Consider the following 18,688-nt stretch of genomic DNA (forward strand, 5'->3'; position numbering starts at 1 on the left):
GTTCATGAAGCCAGAAGAAGATAAGGTAATGAAGGGTTCGAAGCCGAAATTTAACAATACAAGTGTTCTTATAGGTGCAGCATTTATTATGGCAACCTCGGCTATAGGACCAGGATTTTTAACTCAAACAGCTCAATTTACTGAACAATTTGCTGCGAACTTTGCTTTTGTAATATTAATCTCAATTATATTCAATGTAGGGGCTCAAGTAAATGTATGGAGGGTTATTGGTGTATCAGGTATGAGGGGGCAGGACATTGCCAATAAAGTTCTACCTGGACTTGGGTATTTTATTGCCATAATTGTTGCGCTAGGAGGACTAGCCTTTAATATTGGAAACGTTGGTGGTGCAGCGTTGGGATTAAATGTTATTTTTGGACTTGATGTAAAGTATGGAATTATTATTTGTGGAATTATAGCAAGCATGATTTTTTTGTCCAAGGAAGCAGGTTCATTAGTAGATAAATTTACACAGATTTTAGGAGTATTGATGATTGTAATTGTAACTTATGTGGCGATTAAAACGCAACCTCCTGTAGGAGAAGCATTGATTAGAAGTGTTGCTCCAGAGAACCCTAAGTTGCTACTATTTCCTATCATCACGCTTCTTGGCGGAACAGTAGGTGGATATATCACATTTTCAGGTGGACACAGATTAATTGATGGGGGGATTACAGGCATAAAGAATCTAAAAGAAATTACAAAATCGGCAGTGCTAGGTATTGTAATTGCATCTATTATGAGAATTTTAGTATTCTTAGCAGTGTTAGGTGTTGTAAGTAAAGGAATTGCCTTAGATCCTTCAAATCCAGCAGCTTCTGCTTTTAAAAGTGGAGCAGGAATGATCGGATATAAATTCTTTGGTGTTGTATTATTAGCAGCAAGTATTACATCAGTAGTTGGAGCAGCTTATACATCAGTTTCTTTTCTAAAGACACTCCACCCATTTATAGAAAAGTATGAAAAGCATTTTATTATGGGATTTATTATTTTTTCTACTATTACTATGGCCATTATAGGGCAACCAGTAAAATTACTTGTTTTAGCAGGCTCTCTTAATGGATTAATTTTACCCATTACTGTAGGTGCGATATTAATAGCTTCTAAAAGAAAAGATATTGTGGGAGAGTATGAACATCCTACTTGGCTATTATTGTTTGGTATATTGATAGTTATCATTGCCGGATATGCGGGAGTAATGTCTTTATCAAATATATTTTAGAAAATAAATAGTTAGGAGGGAATAAAATGTATAAGGAAACAAAGTATTTAATATCTGGAGATAAAGCTTTAACCATTGAATATGGTAATGAAATATCAGAGGATATAAGCAATAAGGTAAGATATATGATGGTTGTCTTAGAATCAAATAAAATCCAAGGAATTGTAGAAATTGTCCCTACCTATCGCTCTTTAATGATTCATTATGATGCTTTAACCATAGGATATGATGATTTAGTAAAGGAATTAAAGTTATTGGAAGATAAACTTGAGGATATTTCTTTGCCAGAACCTGAAGTTATTGAAATACCTACAGTATATGGTGGGGAATATGGACCGGATATTGAAAATGTTGCTCACCATAATGGAATAACTTTAGAGGAAGTAATAAAAATACACAGTTCTAAGGAGTATCTTATTTATATGTTAGGTTTTACACCAGGTTTTCCATATCTAGGAGGTATGGATGAAAAAATTTCTACACCAAGATTAAAAGAACCAAGAACAAAAATCAATAGAGGATCTGTAGGAATTGCAGGAAGTCAAACGGGAATATATCCTATTGATAGTCCAGGGGGATGGCAATTGATCGGTAGAACACCCTTAAAACTTTATGAACCCAACAGAGAAGTACCAATACTTTTAAAAGCAGGTAACTATATTAAATTTGTACCTATTTCTAAGAATCAGTATAAAATCATAGAGAAAGCTATAAATAATGGAACTTATAAATATAAGACTTATATCAAAGAAGGGGGGAAGAGGGCATAATGGGAGAAATAAGAATTAAAAATCATGGGCTTTTGACATTGATACAAGACAATGGAAGATATGGTTATCAGCAATTTGGTGTTCCTGTTTCAGGTGTTATGGATAGTTTCTCCCATAGAGTAGCTAATATTTTATTAGGAAATGATGAAGGTGAAGCCCTCTTAGAAGCGACTATATTAGGACCTGAAATAGAATTTATGGACGACTCTTTAATTGTTATTACAGGGGGAGATTTAGATCCAGTTTTAAATGGTGAACCTATATCTATGTGGGAAAGTGTATATGTAAAAAAAGGAGACATATTAGCATTTGGTGGTGTCAAAAATGGATGTAGAGCCTATATAGCATTTGCAGGCGGTATACAAGTGGAAAAGGTTATGGGAAGTAGGTCTACTTATGTTAAAGCTAAAATTGGAGGACTTAATGGAGGGAGTTTAAAATCAGGAGATATTTTAAAAATAGGTGACCTAGAGAAGGGGACAACTTCTACTAAATATAGAAAATTGCCTAATGAATATATTCCTACTTACTCACAAGATTTAGATGTAAGGGTTATTTTAGGACCTCAAGATGATTATTTTACCCAAAAGGGATTGGAAAAGTTTTTATCTACTTCATATAAGGTTACTAATGAATGTGATCGTATGGGGTATAGGCTAGAAGGAGAAGTAGTTGAGCATATCAATGGAGGAGATATTATATCGGATGGCATTAATTTTGGTGCTATTCAAATTCCAAGCCATGGACAGCCAATTATTATGATGTCAGACAGACAAACCATCGGAGGATATACAAAAATTGCAAATGTTATTTCTATAGATCTTCCTAAAATAGCACAAGCCAAACCTGGTGATTCTATTAGATTTAAAAAGGTAAGTATTTATGAAGCACAAGAATTACTTAAAAAGGTGGAAGAAAGTATTACTACTATTAAAAAAACCTGCATTAATAAAAATATTGTTAAAACTAATGAAATTCTATTAAGAATAAGTGGTGAAGAATATAATGTAAAAGTAGAAGAATTAGGATAAATATTAATAAAGGTAGAGTTTAGATAAACAAAATCCAAACTCTACCCTTTTTATTATTTTTATTGAAGGGTTTTATTTGAAATATAAAAGCATTTTATATATTATTTATTTCAAGTATTGAAAACGACAATGGTGTCGTTTATAATGATATATAATGTGGCTAAAAAATTATATTGTACTTATTTTAAGATTAAATAAAATAATTTAGTATTTCCAGCTTTAGGCTTTAGTAAAAGCATATAGAAAGGAGGTGTAAGTAATTATGTCACCAAAAGTAAGCGATGAGTATAAAAAGGAGAAGAAAGTTCAATTACTACAGGCGGCGAGAGAAGTATTTATTAAAAAAGGATATATACATGCTACAATGCAAGATATTATGGATGAAGCGGGAGTGTCAAGAGGAGCACTTTATGCCTATTTTAATAATATCGATCATGTTTTTATGGAAGTTCTTAGATTTGATGATGAGGAAATGTTATATTTTTTTGAACCAAATAGTGAATCTTTACTGTGGAGTCAATTAACTAAATGGTTAAAGAAACAACAAAAAGCCATAGAGGCAATTAACAACTCTCTTGTACTTGCTAGGGCAGAGTTTTTTCTATCATCAAATTATATGAAAGATAAGGATAATTTTCCCTATATAAAAGAGCGTTATGATATGACTGTGAAAGCTATAAGTACTGTTATTCAAAAGGGAATAGACAAAGGGGAGTTTCATCCTCGCATATCTCCAGAGTCTATAGCACGTTATTTTATATCCTATTTAAATGGCTTAATGTTAGATACGTTTCAATTAGGGCCAGAGGTAACAAATGTTCAGAAACAACTTACAACTTTGATTTTTTCATTGGAAGAAATGCTTTGTCCTATAAAAGAAGAATAATTATAAAAAGGAGTGATAGCTATGCTATTCGAATCTTCAAAAATAAAGCTTAGAAAAATGATTTCAGATGATGCAGAACTTTATCATAAATGGAGAAATGATATGGAAGTCATGGCGTCTACTAATCCTTTTTTAGATATGTACCATATGGAAGAGACAAGAGGATTTGTAAATCAAGTTATATTAGGATCTAACTCTTCTAAAAGTTACATAATTCTTGAAAGGAAAACAGAAACACCAATGGGGATTATCTCATTAATAAACATCGATTATAAAAATCGCAATGCTGAATGTATAATTGATATTGGAGAGAAGAATTACTGGGGAAAGGGATATGCTACGGAGTCAATGAAATTGTTACTTGATTATGGATTTCTTGAAATGAACCTACACAGGGTATACCTAAGGGTGTTTTCTTTCAATGAAAAAGCCATGAAATTGTATGAAAAAATGGGATTTAAATACGAGGGAAAATCTCGACAAAGTTTATTCAGAGAAGGCATTTGGCATGACATTATCCATATGGGTATTCTAAAGGAGGAATATATAGATGAATCTATCAGATATTCAAAACAAGATAAATAAATTTACTGAGGATAAACTTATAAATTCAAGAGTTGATGTTAGAATAATTGATCTAACTTCAGAAGTAGGTGAGTTATCAAAAGAAGTATTAAAAGGTACTGATTATGGCAATAAACAATTTAGTATAACAAAAAATTGGAAAAGTGAACTTGGAGACGTTCTATTCTCCCTTATTTGCATTGCAAATGAAACTAATACTAACTTAGAAGATTGTTTAAATTATGCACTTTATAAATATGAAAAAAGATTCGAAAGTAAAGGTGATTTGAGCTCTGGAAACTGACGAATATCTATCAATATTGAATGGAGATTATAAAAGGCATCTTGAATATATGGGATAATATTCAAGATGCCTCAATTACTTTTTAAATGTATAGGTATAAATTATTTGATATTCAGATGTATTTGAATATACTATAAAAGCTAACTTACTATCCTTGCTCCAAGCAATTGAATTAATAGTGCCCTTTATTTCAAATATTTTATTTAATTTTAGTTCTTTTTTATTGATAGGAATTAAAGAAATATTTGATGTAATAAAATTAGAGGTAACAAGGGCTAGTATGGTTTCATCATGATTAACTTGAAAGTCAATATTTTTTGCTTCTATTATAGGAAGCATTTTTTTATCTTTTAAAGTATATTTAAATAGAGCCATATTACCATTAGAGGCGGCAGCTGAAAAAATAATTGTATCATTATTAATAATATTAAAATCATATATATAGTCAAAAGTAAAAAGCTTTTGCAATGATAGGTCTTTAGAATTTATAACATAAACAGAAATATTATTTTCATAAGAATCCTTAGTCAAAAAATAATATCTGCTTCCGTCTTTTGATACTTTAAATTTATACATATTATTTAATACTTTGTAGCTATCTTCCCTTATTAAGCTTTTTTTTGCTTTATTATTAAGGGAATATACAAACAACTGATTTTTACTACTGTATAAAAAACCACTCCCGTCTGGCAGCCAATCTATAAACTCTGTGCTTGAATCTATAGGTATATAGGTTTTGTTTTTTATAGAATATAAATAAATACTTGTAGAAGAGGCTTGGTTATTATAGTTATTATGAAATACCACATTATTTCCGAAGGGAGCCATGCTAAAATCTAACGAGTCATCATTAGAACAAAGCTTTTGTATTTCTTCATTTTCAATGGAAAGAGTGTTTAATTCTATACCTTTTGTATTTGCGTAATCTAGTGAAAATACTAGTTTGTTATTGCTCATCCAACTTAATTTATCTATTTTAGCATCTTTAATGGGGGTAATAGTTTTGTTTTCAATAGATATATTGGAAGTTTGTAAATTTATATCATTTGCATTAAAAGGAGGTTCATTTAAAATTATAGTTTTATAGGAATATAAATAACTTTTATAAAAAACTATACAAGTATATAATATAATCAATATAGTAATTAAAATTACAATATATTTACCTTTAATATTAATCTTCTTCATAATAAACCTCTCTTTATATTTTTCCTTCTGGAATTAAAATAGTTACCTTAGTACCAACCTTCAATTCGCTTTGAATTAAAATATCTCCATTATGTTTTTCTAATATAGCCTTAACTATGCTCAGCCCTAGGCCATTACTACCTTGTTCCCTAGATTCATTTTTTGAAACTCTATAGAAGGGATTAAATATGTTTTCTAAATCCTCATGACTTATACCACGCCCTTTATCTTCTACTACTACACTTATCATGTTATCAATAATAGAAGTGGATATTTTAATTTGAGAGTTTACATCTCCATATTTGATAGAATTATCGATTATATTAATAAATACTTCTTTAATTTTATCCTCATTACCATGAATCATAAGATTAGGTTCCAAAGATAAATTAATATTCATATTATATCTTTTAGCTTTTATTAGCATTTCTTCGCAGGTTTGCCTTAGGATTGGAGATGTATTTATTAAATCAAAATGATAAGAAAAATCCATTGAATTAGTTTTAGACAGCTCTAAAAGTTCTATTACCATTCTATTAAGCCTGTTACCTTCAGATATAATTCGAGAGGTAGCCCTATCAAAGAAATCTTTATCACTAAATCCATTATCCTTTAGTATTTCGCTATATCCAACAATTGTAGTTAATGGAGTTTTTAACTCGTGGGTTACATTATCGAAAAAATTTTTTTGTTGAGAAGAGAGTTCCTTAAGGGTATCTCTATCCCTACTTATAATATTAATTTGTTCCTTTATTTTATTTATCATTGCATTAAAACTATAACCGAGCTTTCCTATTTCATCTTGAGATTTTATGTTTATATAGGTATCCCAGTTACCTCTAGAGATTTCTTGAGATTTTAGAGTTAATTCTGTTATGGGCTTTGTTATTTCTTTAGAAATTAAATGTGATATAAGAACGGCTATAATAAAAATTAGTATAGAAAACATTAAAATTCTACTAATAAAATCTTTACTTCCTTTAAATAAAGTTGAATAATCCCTTGTATATTGAATAATCCCTATTATTTTATTGTTATCCATTATTGGATAAGATAAGGACACCATGTATTTATTTTTATTATTAATAATACTATAAGCCACAGAGCCATCTTTAGCTTTAAGTAAATTTTCTGATTCTAGTATTTCATTTTTAGGTAAAGATGAAATTATATTTCCGTCACTGTCATATAATACAGTTTGTGTACCTAATCTATAGCCAAGTTCTTTAGATAGATTAAGTCCTTCAACTTTAAAGGATATTTTGTTTAATTCCATGTTGTTTAATTCAAAATATTGCTTAATATATAAGTCTAGATTTTTTTTTGTTTCAGTGATTTCTTTGTTTATAACGTAGTAATTATTTTTCTTTAATATTTGATAAGAATAACTAACTAGAGCTATAAGAGTAAAAAAAATTAACAGTACAAAAGATAGAGAAATTTTATGTTTTATAGAAAATTTCATTTTATCACCTTAATCCACTAATTTATAACCTATACCAAATACGGTTTCGATTATTGAATCACTTTTATTCTCGTCTAGTTTTTTTCTTATCCTTTGAATATGAATGTCTACAGTTCTTGTATCACAAATAAAATCAATTCCCCATATATTATCCAAAAGTTGACTTCTAGAAAGAACTTTACCCTTATTGTGGGCTAAAAATAAAAGCAAATCATATTCTTTATTGGTTAAATCAATTTTTTTATTGATCTTCATAATTAATCTTTCATCTTCAAAAATTTCTATTTCATTATTTAAGTGTATAACTTTTTTAGTTTCCTTATTAAAACTTTTAGATGCTAGTTCAATTCGTCTAAAAAGTGCATTAATTCTAGCTAAAACCTCTCTTATATTAAAAGGTTTAGTTATGTAGTCATCTGCACCTATTTCTATACCTAAAATTTTATCAATAGGATCAGATTTAGCTGTTATTATAACTATTGGTATATTATGAGTTGAGGTTACTCTTTTACATATTTCTATACCATTCATATCCGGAAGCATTAAATCAAGAAGAATTAAATGAGGGTTAAATTCGTCAACAAGACTCAAACCCATGCTTCCATTACATGCAGTTTTAGTAATAAATCCTTCTTTAGTAAGAGCATAGGACAGCATGTCTGAGATATACTCTTCATCCTCTATAATTAAAACTTTTCTATTCATGGGAAATCTCCTTTAAAAACTTTTGCGGTTCAATCTAGTTTAAATTAAGCTATACAAAATATTATAACAAAATTATTTAATAATGTAGGATTTAAATAAAAGATGTTACAACATAGATACAAGTTGAAAGTAAGCTTTGAAACAATTGACATGTATACTGAGAATAAATTAAAGTTAAAATCAAATTTTAGGAGGAGTTAAGAGTGAATATATCAAAAAAGACGAGAGTTAAAGGACTATTATTTTGCGTAGCATTGTCTATATTAGTTACAGGATGTTCAGAGTATAATGATCCTAAAAACAATGTACCCACAAAAGGAGAAGAAATAACCTATGAAAATACTGATACATATAAAAAGGAATTAGCTTCAAATATTTCAGTAGATGCCAAGGTAAGTATACCTAAAGAAAAGGCAATACCTATATTATCTGTTAGTGGTATGAAGTTTGATGTAGAAAAGGCTCGTCAGTTATTTATGGGAGATATCAATGTGAAGGCAGAAAAGAGTACAGATACAGTAGGCTCTGAAAAAGTTGAAGAAACCATATATAACACTGAAGATGGCAGAAATCTTAAGGTTTCTAAAGGCCGCATGCACTATGAAACACCAGTTAGTAGTGATATTGCAAATATAATCAATTTTGTAGATAAAGATTCTTGGGGTGCAGAGAAGGTTGGCTTTATGACACCAGAAGAGGCAATAAAAAAGGCAATATATTATTTAAAGGAACTAAATATAAACTACGATTCATCTCCAGAGATATATGCTTTAGATTATAAAACTCTTCAAGAAGAACAGGATAGGCTTTTAGAAGAAGATGATTTTTTTCAGTTCTTAGTTGATGAAGGAAAGATAAAGTTGAAAAATTGGAGTAAGGAAGATGAAGTTTATTATATGATATTTAAATCTAATATTGACGGGGTTCCTATCACCTCAGAATCATATACATTGCAAAGTGTAGATTGGCATATGGAAGGCAGCTCAATAAAAGTTATAGTATCTAAAAATGGTATTGAAGATTTCACTATAGAAAGTTATATGTATGAGAAAATGTCTGTAAAGGATGAGAAACCAAGTTTAATATCTATTGATGAAGCTTTAGATAAGTTAAAGAGCAAATACGATAATGTGATATCAAATGATGATTTTAAGATTATAGATATTAAGTTGCAGTATGTTCCAACAATTATAAAAGATAAGCGTACAGAATTTGAGTTATATCCTACCTGGTGTTTTAAGGTTGAGCAGAGCGGAATTGATGAAAAGATTAATGAAGAATTTACACATACATTTACAGTATTAATAAATGGGGTTACCGGTGAAGAAATCATTTAAGGAGAAATTTATAATGAATACTTTAGTGATGGATATAAGGCGTAGTTTTTTATCTATAGGATTTATAACATCAGTTATTGGAACTTGTTTTATATACTTTCTAGGAGATTGGATAGATATCTTATGGGGACGAAGCGATGTTTTAACATATTTTTTTATCTCTATTAGCATTGGTAGAGTTATTCAATTTACTATTTTACTCTCTGCATTGCCATATACAATTAGCTTTTGTACTGACTGGAATAGTAAATATATTAGACCTTGTATTATGCGTACTGGCGTAAATAAATATGGATGGTCTAAGGTAGTATCTTGCTACTTATCAGGAACAATGTCTATAGCTTTAGGGTCATGGCTATTTATAATTTTACTTATGTTTAAATTTCCATTAGTATCTACTTCAAGTCAATACTATGAAGCTTGTAAGAATACTATGTTTGGACAATTTTTGATCGATGGAAGACATATACTTTATTTTGCTTTTAGAATACATCTTATAGTTATGGCATGCGGCTTTTTCTCTGTGGTTGGTCTTTATATATCTACTTATTTGCCAAATAAATTTGTAGCATTAACGTCACCTTTTATAGTATATTATTTTTTATCTCAATTAGGCCATGAACTGGATTTGCCTTGGTACTTATGTGTAGATCTTATTATTAAAGGAAACTTTCAGTTGGGTGGAGATTTCATAAATATTATTTATTCCACATTATTATTTGCAATTTTGACTATATTTACAGGATTTTTATTTGTAAAAGGAGTAAGAAGGAGAGTATCAAATGGATAGAATTAGAAAAATTTTTCTTGTTTCTATAAATAATATAAGAAAGTGGGCTACTAATCCTCGCATATATGTTCTGTTCATTTTAATTACTATGTTTTTATGGTCATCTATAAGGCCCATATTAAGCTTTTCAAAGGAGATGGGAATTCGTGTAACACCATGGGTATTTCCTCATTTAGCTAGCAGTTTTGTAGGGCAGCTTATATTGATGCTAGGAGTTGTTTTGTTGTTTTGCGATGCACCTTTCATTGATGAAGGTCAACCTTACTTTTTAATACGTAGTGGTAGATATACCTGGGGAATGGGACAAGTTTTTTATATCATGATGGGGATGACAATATATCTTTTAATAGTAAATTTTATAAGTATATTAATTCTAATGCCCAATATATTTCTTTCTACTGGTTGGGGAAAGATATTAGGAACATTGGCAGAGAACCATGGTGAAAGTGTAAATGAAATTGAATATATTTCTAAAAAAATATTACTTTCATATACGCCGTTAAAGGCATTTGTATTAAGTTTTATATTGGAGTGGTGTGCAGGCACAGCCTTAGCATTATTAATGTTTGTGATTAATATATGTTTAAATCGTGCGGCGGGGGCTACTATAGCATCATTAATAATATTACTTGATTATGCCATATACAGTAATTTCCCATCAGTTAAGTTTTTTTATTTTTCACCTGTGTCCTTATCAAAACTTATATTGATTGATTCGAAAGGGATATCAAACTATCCAAGCAATGAATATGCGTATATTTTCTTTATTATAACTATTATAGTGTTAAGTATTATAAGCGTTTTATCTGTACGTAGGAAAGATATACAAGTACAGCCAGCAGTTTAGCAAAAAGTCCTATAACATTTAATATTGTTCTATCAATGGTGCATAAAGTTAAATAAATTTTAAAAAACGCTAGAAATATATTTTACATGAAGGGAGGAGGTTACTATGGGAAAAGAAATTATAAGTATAAAAAATGTTTGTAAATCTTTTAAAGAAGGAGATATTTTAAAGGATATATCTGTAGAGTTTGAGAAGGGAAAGATTCATGGATTAATAGGGCGTAATGGTTCTGGGAAAACGATATTGCTTAAATGTATTTGTGGTTTTGTTCCAGTTACTTCAGGAGAAATATTTGTAAATGGCAAAAGTATTGGCAAAGATAAGGATGTGCCAGATGATGTAGGTATTATAATAGAATCTCCTGGATTTTTACCTAATTATAGTGGATACAATAATCTAAAATTTTTGGCTATGATTAATAAAAAGATTGAAAAAGAAAACATAGAAGAGTCCATAAGGAAAGTAGGATTAGATCCACGTGGTAAAAAATGGGTGAGTAAATATTCACTTGGAATGCGACAAAGACTTGGAATAGCTCAAGCTATAATGGAAAGTCCATCTATATTAATTCTAGACGAGCCTATGAATGGCTTAGATTCATCTGGAGTAAATGATATAAGAAGATTGCTGCAGGAACTAAGAGATGAAGGAAGAACTATTTTATTAGCTAGTCATATGAAGGAAGACATAGAAATGTTATGTGATAGGGTATGTAAAATGGAAGCAGGAAGATTAACTCGTATTATGTAATAAATAAAGAATACAGATGTACTAACTAATAATAATTAGCGATTGACAATTAATCTTGACTATTTTGGATTTTTTTGTTAGTGTATAGTTAGTAAGATATATTGAATAATTATAAAAATATATCTGTAACTAAAATCTGGAGGATGAGTATTATGGGGATTCTAGCTAATGAAATAAATTTTGATAGTCTAATAACAAACTTAGGAAATTGTTGTTTAACAGAAGAAAAATGTAAGAGCTGCAGTAAAGATAAATGTTTAATAGCCTATTCAAAAGAAGGTGTGAAGAGCTGCTTAAAGAATAGTGTTGGCTATATAGAAAATGGACATGAAAACATTCCTTTAACTGATACTAAAGTATATGACGAAAATAATTTAGTCATTGCCATAGCAGATATTCTTAATCAATGTAGAAGTTGCAGAGAAAATCACTTTGATAATTGTGTGATAAATGTTTTAAGAAGCTGTTATGAGGTAGCTTTGGTTGGAGAAGTTCAAAGGTATAAGGGAAGTACATTAATATATTTAAGTGATATAAAGAATCTTAACCCAGAGATAGGAGCTAAGATAATGGATAAATATAACATGCTTAAATAAGCCACTTAAAACAATCCACATTGTTGATAAAAATATATCGACAATGTGGATTGTTTTATTTAAAATATAACATAAAATATAAACTAATGGCTAATGACTAATGATTGAAGGTGAAATATATGAAAATAACTAAAATCGCCATTATTTCAGATACTCATGGACTTTTAAGAGAGGAATTTATTGATGAACTTAAAAATGTTCAATTAATAATCCATGCTGGAGATATTGACAAAGAAGAGGTGCTATTAGAGTTAAATAAGATTTGCCCTGTGGTGGCTGTAAGAGGAAATTGTGATAAGGGTAAGTTAAGAGAAGAGTTACCTTTTTCGGATATAGTAGAGGTGGAAGGTAAATATATATACGTTGTTCATGATATTAATACCATGGAGATCGACCCTAAAACTACAGGTATTGATATAGTCATATTTGGACATTCTCATAAAGCCTATGAAGGAGAAAAAGATAATATACTATATATAAATCCAGGGGGAGCGGGACCTAGAAGATTTAAATTACCTGTTAGTATGGCAACTTTAACTTTTGAGAATGATAAATATACAGTTAAATTTAAATATTTATAAAACATATGTATTATTTTAATATCTACTATGCCTATACATTTCACTACAGTAAAACTATAATAGATATACAGGAGGAATAATATTTCTCATATAGATATGTTGTATAAAAAATTAATGTAATATTTAAAATACTAATTAACTTATTGAAGAGGAGTTGTCTAGAGTATGATAAAGAATATAAAAAAAGGGAACTTGGTAAGTGGTAAAATAAAAAAAGTAAATAGTGAGCCAAAACAACATATTCATGGTGGAGAATATGTGGGAGAGAAGAAAGACGGTAAAATGCATGGAGAGGGTACATATTTCTATAATGATGGAAGTAAATATGTAGGACAGTGGAAAGATGATGCCATGCACGGACAAGGCACACATACTTGGGTATCTGGAGAAAAATATATTGGTGAATGGGCAAATGACATAAAACATGGCAATGGCATATACACTTGGGATGACGGAGAAAGTTATGTAGGTCATTGGGAAAATGATATGAAATGTGGATATGGCATATACACTTGGGCAAATGGTGAAACTTATATAGGTGAGTGGAAAAACGACCAAAGACATGGAGAGGGTACTTTTATCTGGAATGATGGCGGAAAGTATATAGGCCAATGGGAGAATGATGAAAGACAAGGAAAAGGTATGCTTATAGAACCCAATGGAGAAGTTTTCATGGGAGAATTTAAGAATGGACGTTTGATATAAGCTGATCACTTGCGGCTTTTGCATATACGGTATGAAAAAGGAGTAAAGTTTATATGGAAAAAAGAATTGTGGTAGTTGTAAAAGGGATAATTAAATTTAAAAATAAATTGTTAATCGTAAAGCGTTCAGACCATGATGATGTATGTCCTGGAGAATGGGAATTCCCAGGTGGTAAAATAGATTTTGGTGAAAGGCCAGAAGAGGCACTTATAAGAGAGATAAGGGAAGAAGTAGGATTAGCTATAAAAATTCAAAGCATATTATATACTTGGACTACCATACTTAATGAATATAAACAATATATAGGACTAAACTATTTTTGTGTTAGTGAGAGCGATCATGTTACGATTTCCTTTGAGCATTCCAATTACAAATGGGTAGATAAAAAGGAAATTAAGGAATATATACAGGATGAAGAAATATTAAATAAGCTAAGAAAAATAGATTTAGCTAGCAATGAAATTTAGTATTAATGAAAAAGTGTTGACATTTATAGATTATAAGCATAAAATATTAATGTAATTTAATAGAGCCTCGGTAGGTGAGGTTACTACAAGGATATGGGTTGCTGCCGTAAAAGGATGGAAACATTCTGAACTGGTTAGCAGGTTTGGCCGAATAAAGAAGGCTTAATCTAATGCAACTACACCGCCTTGCAGAGCCAAAGCTTGAACGGGAAAGTGTGTTTTTAATGCCTTCGTCATGTTCGAGCTTGACGGAGGCTTTTTATATTTTAAAGATAATCGGAGGTGAAAAGAATGGAGCCTGACGCCAGTAATATTGGCAGTGGAGGGAAATGTATGCGTTATAAAAAAATGAAATATATAATATTAGGTTCTGTTCTTTTTTCTAAGAGTCTAATTAAAGTAATCATATATACTTTAGTTTCATTTTATATATAACATTTCTTAATTTTCAAGCCAACATTACCTTCACTGTTTCTTTGGTAAATTAATTCGCAAATTACTTAAAATTAAATTAATTATTTATTTTAAAAGGTTAAAAAAATATGTGGAATAACCTTTAGTTTTCTATTGCCATTTTTAAATATATGCATTTTTAGAAGGGCTAACAGGAAGAAAATAGTTTGAGTAATATCATAATGAAATTATTTGCGTATTAATGCGTTTAGTTTAAAAGAAAATGGAGGTGTAGTTATGGTATTAAAAAAATTAGCTAATTCAATTGATAATAGAATTATTGACCCTATATTGAGGGAATTAAATACTTCTCTTAATGGTTTATCTGAAGAAGAAGTAAAAAATAGAATAGATAAATATGGATATAATGAGGTAGGTAGTGAAACAAAGGAGTCAACACTTATTAAATTACTTGAAAATTTAAAGAATCCTCTAGTTATATTATTGGCTGTACTTGCCTTAGTATCATATATAACAGGAGATTCAATAGCTGCAGCAGTAATGGCTTTTATGGTTGCCTTAGGGGTAGTATTAAAATTTATTCAAGAAGTAAGAGCAGATAATTCGGTAGAAAAATTAAAATCTATGGTCAGCACAACAGCTACTGTTATAAGAGATGGAATTCAAAAGGAAATTCCTCTTAAAATGATTGTCCGTGGTGATATTATTCATTTAGCATCGGGAGATATGATACCTGCTGATGTACAGCTTATAACATCAAAAGATTTGTTTGTTAACCAATCAGCACTTACAGGAGAATCTCTTCCTGTAGAAAAAAATATTGTAGATGGCGAATGGAATAATCCACTGGAAAATCCTAATTTATGCTTCATGGGTACTAATGTAGAAAGTGGAACAGCTATTGCAGTAGTGTTAACTACAGGAGAACAAACACATTTTGGTCAACTAAGTAGTAAGATGACCAATGAAAGAACTATGACAAGCTTTGATAAAGGAATAAATGAATATACATGGCTCATGATAAGATTTATATTCATCATGGCACCAGTAGTATTTATTATTAATGGTGTTACAAAAGGAAATTGGTTTGAAGCATTCTTATTTGGTATTGCAGTAGCCGTAGGACTTACACCAGAAATGCTTCCTATGATTGTTACAGTTAACTTATCTAAAGGTGCTTTAACTATGGCTAAAAAGAAAGTGGTAGTAAAAAAATTAAATGCAATACAAAACTTTGGAGCTATGGATATTCTTTGTACAGATAAGACAGGAACAATAACTTGTGGAAAAGTCGTACTCCAAAAACATGTAAATATTTATGGTAGTGACTCAGAAAGAGTTTTAAAATACGGTTATATTAATAGTTTTTATCAAACAGGTTTAAGGAATGTTATGGATACAGCTATTCTTCAACATAAGGACAGAGGAGAAGATTATTTTAATATTGAAGAAAAATATGAAAAATTAGATGAGATTCCATTTGATTTCATAAGAAAGAGAATGTCAGTTGTAGTAAGAAATAAAAGAATGGAAGATGTATTAATTTGCAAGGGTGCCGTAGAAGAAGTATTGAGTTTGTGTAATAAGTATGAAACTAAAGAAGGCACTGAACCTTTTATGGGTAAAATGACAGGTAAAATTGAGAATATGATAAAAGAACTAAATGAAGAAGGTTTTAGAGTTATTGCGGTAGCCTATAGATTATTTGATGATATAAAAAGGGAATATTCTGTAGCTGACGAAAGCAAACTAACATTACTTGGATTTATGGCTTTTTTAGATCCACCAAAGGAAACATCAGCAGAAGCTATTGATAAATTTCATCAATATAACGTAGAAGTGAAAGTGCTTACTGGGGATAATGAAATAGTAACTAAAAAGATTTGTCAAGAAGTTAATCTACCTGTAGATAAAATACTCCTTGGAAATGAAATAGATGCAATGTCTGATGAGGAACTAAGTGAAGCGGCAGAAAGAACTTCTGTATTTGCCAAGCTTTCTCCTATGCACAAAGAAAGAATAATAAAAGCATTGCAGAGCAGAGAACATGTAGTTGGATTTATGGGTGATGGTATAAATGATGCACCAGCACTTAAAGTAGCGGATGTAGGGATTTCTGTAGATACAGCGGTTGATATTGCTAAAGAATCTTCAGATATCATACTTCTAGAAAATAACCTACTTGTTCTTGAAGAAGGTGTATTAGAAGGAAGAAAGGTATTTGGCAATATAGTAAAATATATAAAGATGACTGCAAGTTCAAATTTTGGAAATATGTTTAGTGTTCTTGGAGCAAGTATATTCGTTCCGTTTTTACCTATGATGCCAATTCAAGTTTTAACTAATAATTTATTATATGATATTTCACAAGTTGCAATACCTACAGATTCAGTAGATGAGGAATGGATAGCTAAGCCAAGAAAATGGGCAGTGGATGAAATAAAAAGATATATTGTTCATATAGGTCCAATTAGCTCTATATTTGATTACACCACATATTTTATAATGCTATATGTGTTTAATGCTTGGAATAATCCAGCTTTATTCCAAACAGGGTGGTTTTTAGAATCCTTATTTACTCAAACATTGATAATTCATGTAATAAGGACAAACAAAATACCATTTATTCAAAGCAAGGCTAGCAAACCTCTTATGATAACATCTTTATTAATAGTTTTAGTAGGTATGTTCTTAGTTAACTCTCCAATTGCAGGTGCTTTTGGGTTTACTAAATTACCGATATTATATTATGTATTATTAGCACTCACATTGTTGTGTTATGTACTTTTAACACAGATTGTAAAGATGTGGTATATAAAAAAATATAACATTGAATAAATTAAAAGAGAATTTAAATAGTTTAAGAGAAGTTTTAATAAAATATTTTATTAAAACTTCTCTTTTTTATTGTAATCTCCATATAATCTTCATAAAGAAATTATAAAATCTAAGCATGGGAGGTGTTAATATGGGATGTTGCGGAGGAGGACACGGCTCTAATAATCACAATAATGGATGCGGAGATGGAAGAAGAAATATATCCTCATGGATAATTATTATAACGATACTTATGGCAATATATTATTTAGTTAGGTAAAAATAACTTAGAGGAGCATTTACATGGTAGAACTATTTAGAATAGGGCATTTTAGCATATACCTTTTTGGGGTTGCTGTTGCATTAGGAATTATAGTAGGTATGTTTATAATGTCCATTGAAAGCAAAAGAAAAGGATTAGACAGTGACAAGATTTTTGATCTTGCATTGTATACTATACTAGCAAGTATTATAGGAGCTAGAATTTACTATGTAGTAGCTTTTGACTTAAGTTACTATATTCAAAATCCAAGTGAAATATTTTTAATTAGCTCAGGGGGAATGTCAATACAAGGTGGGTTAATAGGAGGAACGCTTTTTGCACTATGGTATACAAAGAAAAAGAATATTTCATTCTTTGAAGCAGCGGATGTGGCAGCACCGGCCATTGCAATAGGGCAAGCTATTGGAAGGATAGGGTGTGATGTATTTGGGATACCTATGAAAAATGTATATCCATGGGGTATCAATGTTGCAGGTCAGATACTTCATCCAGCCCAAATGTATGAGATGTATTTAAATTTAATTCTTTTTATTTTTCTATGGAGTAGAAGAGGTAAAATTAGATATAATGGTGAGTTGTTTATAAAATATATTATTGGATTTTCTATAAATAGAGCATTAGTTGAAATATTTAGGACAAATCCATTGGTTGTAGGTCCTTTAAGCATAGCACATGTTACAAGTATCATAATTATAATATTAGCACTTATTGTTAATAAGAAAATAAAGAATAATAATATGATAGTAGAAAGCAATGTAGAATGTAGCAGGGTAAAAGTACCTATGTATCAATATATATTAGTAGCTCTTATAGCAATTTTAGGCACATGGTTTTATTACTATATACACTAAAGATAGCCATGAATATAAGTACCATAAGACCTTCTTTTAAATAAAGAGAAGGTTTTTTTGCTTTAATTTAATAATTATGCAAATTATTATTAATATATAAATTATGATATAATTT

20 protein-coding genes and 1 riboswitch are annotated in these 18,688 nt (G+C 29.9%); of the genes, 17 read left to right on the plus strand and 3 right to left on the minus strand.

Annotated features, from left to right (window positions below; all coding sequences use genetic code 11):
• Positions 1–4 precede the first annotated feature (4 nt).
• The 6 genes from KQI86_RS12275 to KQI86_RS12300 all read left to right on the plus strand — a co-directional run bounded on the left by KQI86_RS12275 (position 5) and on the right by KQI86_RS12300 (position 4,777).
• Positions 5–1,222, plus strand: a complete 1,218-nt coding sequence (locus KQI86_RS12275; protein WP_343216170.1) for an NRAMP family divalent metal transporter — start codon at positions 5–7, stop codon at positions 1,220–1,222.
• Positions 1,223–1,248: 26 nt separating this feature from the next.
• Positions 1,249–1,992 (plus strand): 5-oxoprolinase subunit PxpB, encoded by a 744-nt coding sequence (gene pxpB, locus KQI86_RS12280; protein WP_216439683.1) that lies wholly within the window; start codon positions 1,249–1,251, stop codon positions 1,990–1,992.
• The gene (locus KQI86_RS12285) at positions 1,992–3,023 is read left to right on the plus strand and encodes a 5-oxoprolinase subunit C family protein (RefSeq protein ID WP_216439684.1); all 1,032 of its coding nucleotides are present in this window, start codon (positions 1,992–1,994) and stop codon (positions 3,021–3,023) included. Before pxpB ends, KQI86_RS12285 begins: the two co-directional genes overlap by 1 nt.
• 262 nt (positions 3,024–3,285) lie before the next feature.
• On the plus strand, positions 3,286–3,909 hold the full coding sequence (locus KQI86_RS12290; protein ID WP_216439685.1) for a TetR/AcrR family transcriptional regulator: 624 nt from the start codon (positions 3,286–3,288) through the stop codon (positions 3,907–3,909).
• Between the two features lie 21 nt (positions 3,910–3,930).
• Positions 3,931–4,494, plus strand: coding sequence for a GNAT family N-acetyltransferase (locus tag KQI86_RS12295; protein ID WP_216439686.1), 564 nt, complete (start codon positions 3,931–3,933; stop codon positions 4,492–4,494).
• Positions 4,460–4,777, plus strand: coding sequence for a MazG nucleotide pyrophosphohydrolase domain-containing protein (locus KQI86_RS12300; RefSeq protein ID WP_216439687.1), 318 nt, complete (start codon positions 4,460–4,462; stop codon positions 4,775–4,777). The genes KQI86_RS12295 and KQI86_RS12300 overlap by 35 nt, the downstream gene beginning before the upstream one ends.
• A gap of 75 nt (positions 4,778–4,852) precedes the next feature.
• Here KQI86_RS12300 and KQI86_RS12305 read toward each other — a convergent pair whose 3' ends face one another.
• The 3 genes from KQI86_RS12305 to KQI86_RS12315 are packed head-to-tail and all read right to left on the minus strand — an operon-like array spanning position 4,853 to position 8,135.
• A complete protein-coding gene (locus KQI86_RS12305) occupies positions 4,853–5,965 on the minus strand; it encodes a TolB-like translocation protein (RefSeq protein WP_216439688.1) in 1,113 nt (370 codons plus the stop codon).
• A 13-nt stretch (positions 5,966–5,978) separates the two neighbouring features.
• Complete coding sequence (locus KQI86_RS12310; RefSeq protein ID WP_216439689.1) at positions 5,979–7,430, minus strand: sensor histidine kinase; 1,452 nt, start codon at positions 7,428–7,430, stop codon at positions 5,979–5,981.
• A gap of 9 nt (positions 7,431–7,439) precedes the next feature.
• Positions 7,440–8,135, minus strand: a complete 696-nt coding sequence (locus KQI86_RS12315; RefSeq protein WP_216439690.1) for a response regulator transcription factor — start codon at positions 8,133–8,135, stop codon at positions 7,440–7,442.
• A gap of 203 nt (positions 8,136–8,338) precedes the next feature.
• Between KQI86_RS12315 and KQI86_RS12320 the strand changes: the two genes are divergently transcribed.
• The 11 genes from KQI86_RS12320 (at position 8,339) to lgt (ending at position 18,573) form a co-directional block, all read left to right on the plus strand.
• On the plus strand, positions 8,339–9,472 hold the full coding sequence (locus KQI86_RS12320) for a hypothetical protein (protein ID WP_216439691.1): 1,134 nt from the start codon (positions 8,339–8,341) through the stop codon (positions 9,470–9,472).
• Positions 9,473–9,485: 13 nt separating this feature from the next.
• The gene (locus KQI86_RS12325) at positions 9,486–10,262 is read left to right on the plus strand and encodes a hypothetical protein (RefSeq protein WP_216439692.1); all 777 of its coding nucleotides are present in this window, start codon (positions 9,486–9,488) and stop codon (positions 10,260–10,262) included.
• Positions 10,255–11,109 (plus strand): hypothetical protein, encoded by an 855-nt coding sequence (locus KQI86_RS12330; RefSeq protein WP_216439693.1) that lies wholly within the window; start codon positions 10,255–10,257, stop codon positions 11,107–11,109. Before KQI86_RS12325 ends, KQI86_RS12330 begins: the two co-directional genes overlap by 8 nt.
• A gap of 105 nt (positions 11,110–11,214) precedes the next feature.
• Positions 11,215–11,859, plus strand: a complete 645-nt coding sequence (locus KQI86_RS12335; RefSeq protein WP_216439694.1) for an ABC transporter ATP-binding protein — start codon at positions 11,215–11,217, stop codon at positions 11,857–11,859.
• A gap of 152 nt (positions 11,860–12,011) precedes the next feature.
• The gene (locus KQI86_RS12340) at positions 12,012–12,455 is read left to right on the plus strand and encodes a hypothetical protein (RefSeq protein WP_216439695.1); all 444 of its coding nucleotides are present in this window, start codon (positions 12,012–12,014) and stop codon (positions 12,453–12,455) included.
• Positions 12,456–12,574: 119 nt separating this feature from the next.
• On the plus strand, positions 12,575–13,036 hold the full coding sequence (locus KQI86_RS12345) for a metallophosphoesterase family protein (protein WP_216439696.1): 462 nt from the start codon (positions 12,575–12,577) through the stop codon (positions 13,034–13,036).
• Between the two features lie 165 nt (positions 13,037–13,201).
• Positions 13,202–13,741, plus strand: a complete 540-nt coding sequence (locus KQI86_RS12350) for an MORN repeat-containing protein (protein WP_216439697.1) — start codon at positions 13,202–13,204, stop codon at positions 13,739–13,741.
• A 53-nt stretch (positions 13,742–13,794) separates the two neighbouring features.
• Complete coding sequence (locus KQI86_RS12355; protein ID WP_216439698.1) at positions 13,795–14,208, plus strand: NUDIX hydrolase; 414 nt, start codon at positions 13,795–13,797, stop codon at positions 14,206–14,208.
• A 59-nt stretch (positions 14,209–14,267) separates the two neighbouring features.
• Positions 14,268–14,429, plus strand: a riboswitch (M-box (ykoK) riboswitch).
• A 469-nt stretch (positions 14,430–14,898) separates the two neighbouring features.
• Positions 14,899–17,460 carry a magnesium-translocating P-type ATPase gene (mgtA, locus tag KQI86_RS12360; RefSeq protein ID WP_216439699.1) on the plus strand — a complete coding sequence of 854 codons (2,562 nt, stop codon included), beginning with the start codon at positions 14,899–14,901 and terminating at the stop codon, positions 17,458–17,460.
• Positions 17,461–17,590: 130 nt separating this feature from the next.
• Positions 17,591–17,719 carry a hypothetical protein gene (locus KQI86_RS20400; protein WP_281417271.1) on the plus strand — a complete coding sequence of 43 codons (129 nt, stop codon included), beginning with the start codon at positions 17,591–17,593 and terminating at the stop codon, positions 17,717–17,719.
• Between the two features lie 23 nt (positions 17,720–17,742).
• Positions 17,743–18,573, plus strand: a complete 831-nt coding sequence (lgt, locus tag KQI86_RS12365; protein WP_216439700.1) for a prolipoprotein diacylglyceryl transferase — start codon at positions 17,743–17,745, stop codon at positions 18,571–18,573.
• Positions 18,574–18,688 lie beyond the last annotated feature (115 nt).

The organism is Clostridium mobile (assembly GCF_018918285.1).
In the GTDB taxonomy this organism is placed as follows: Bacteria; Bacillota; Clostridia; order Clostridiales; family Clostridiaceae; genus Clostridium_AW; species Clostridium_AW mobile.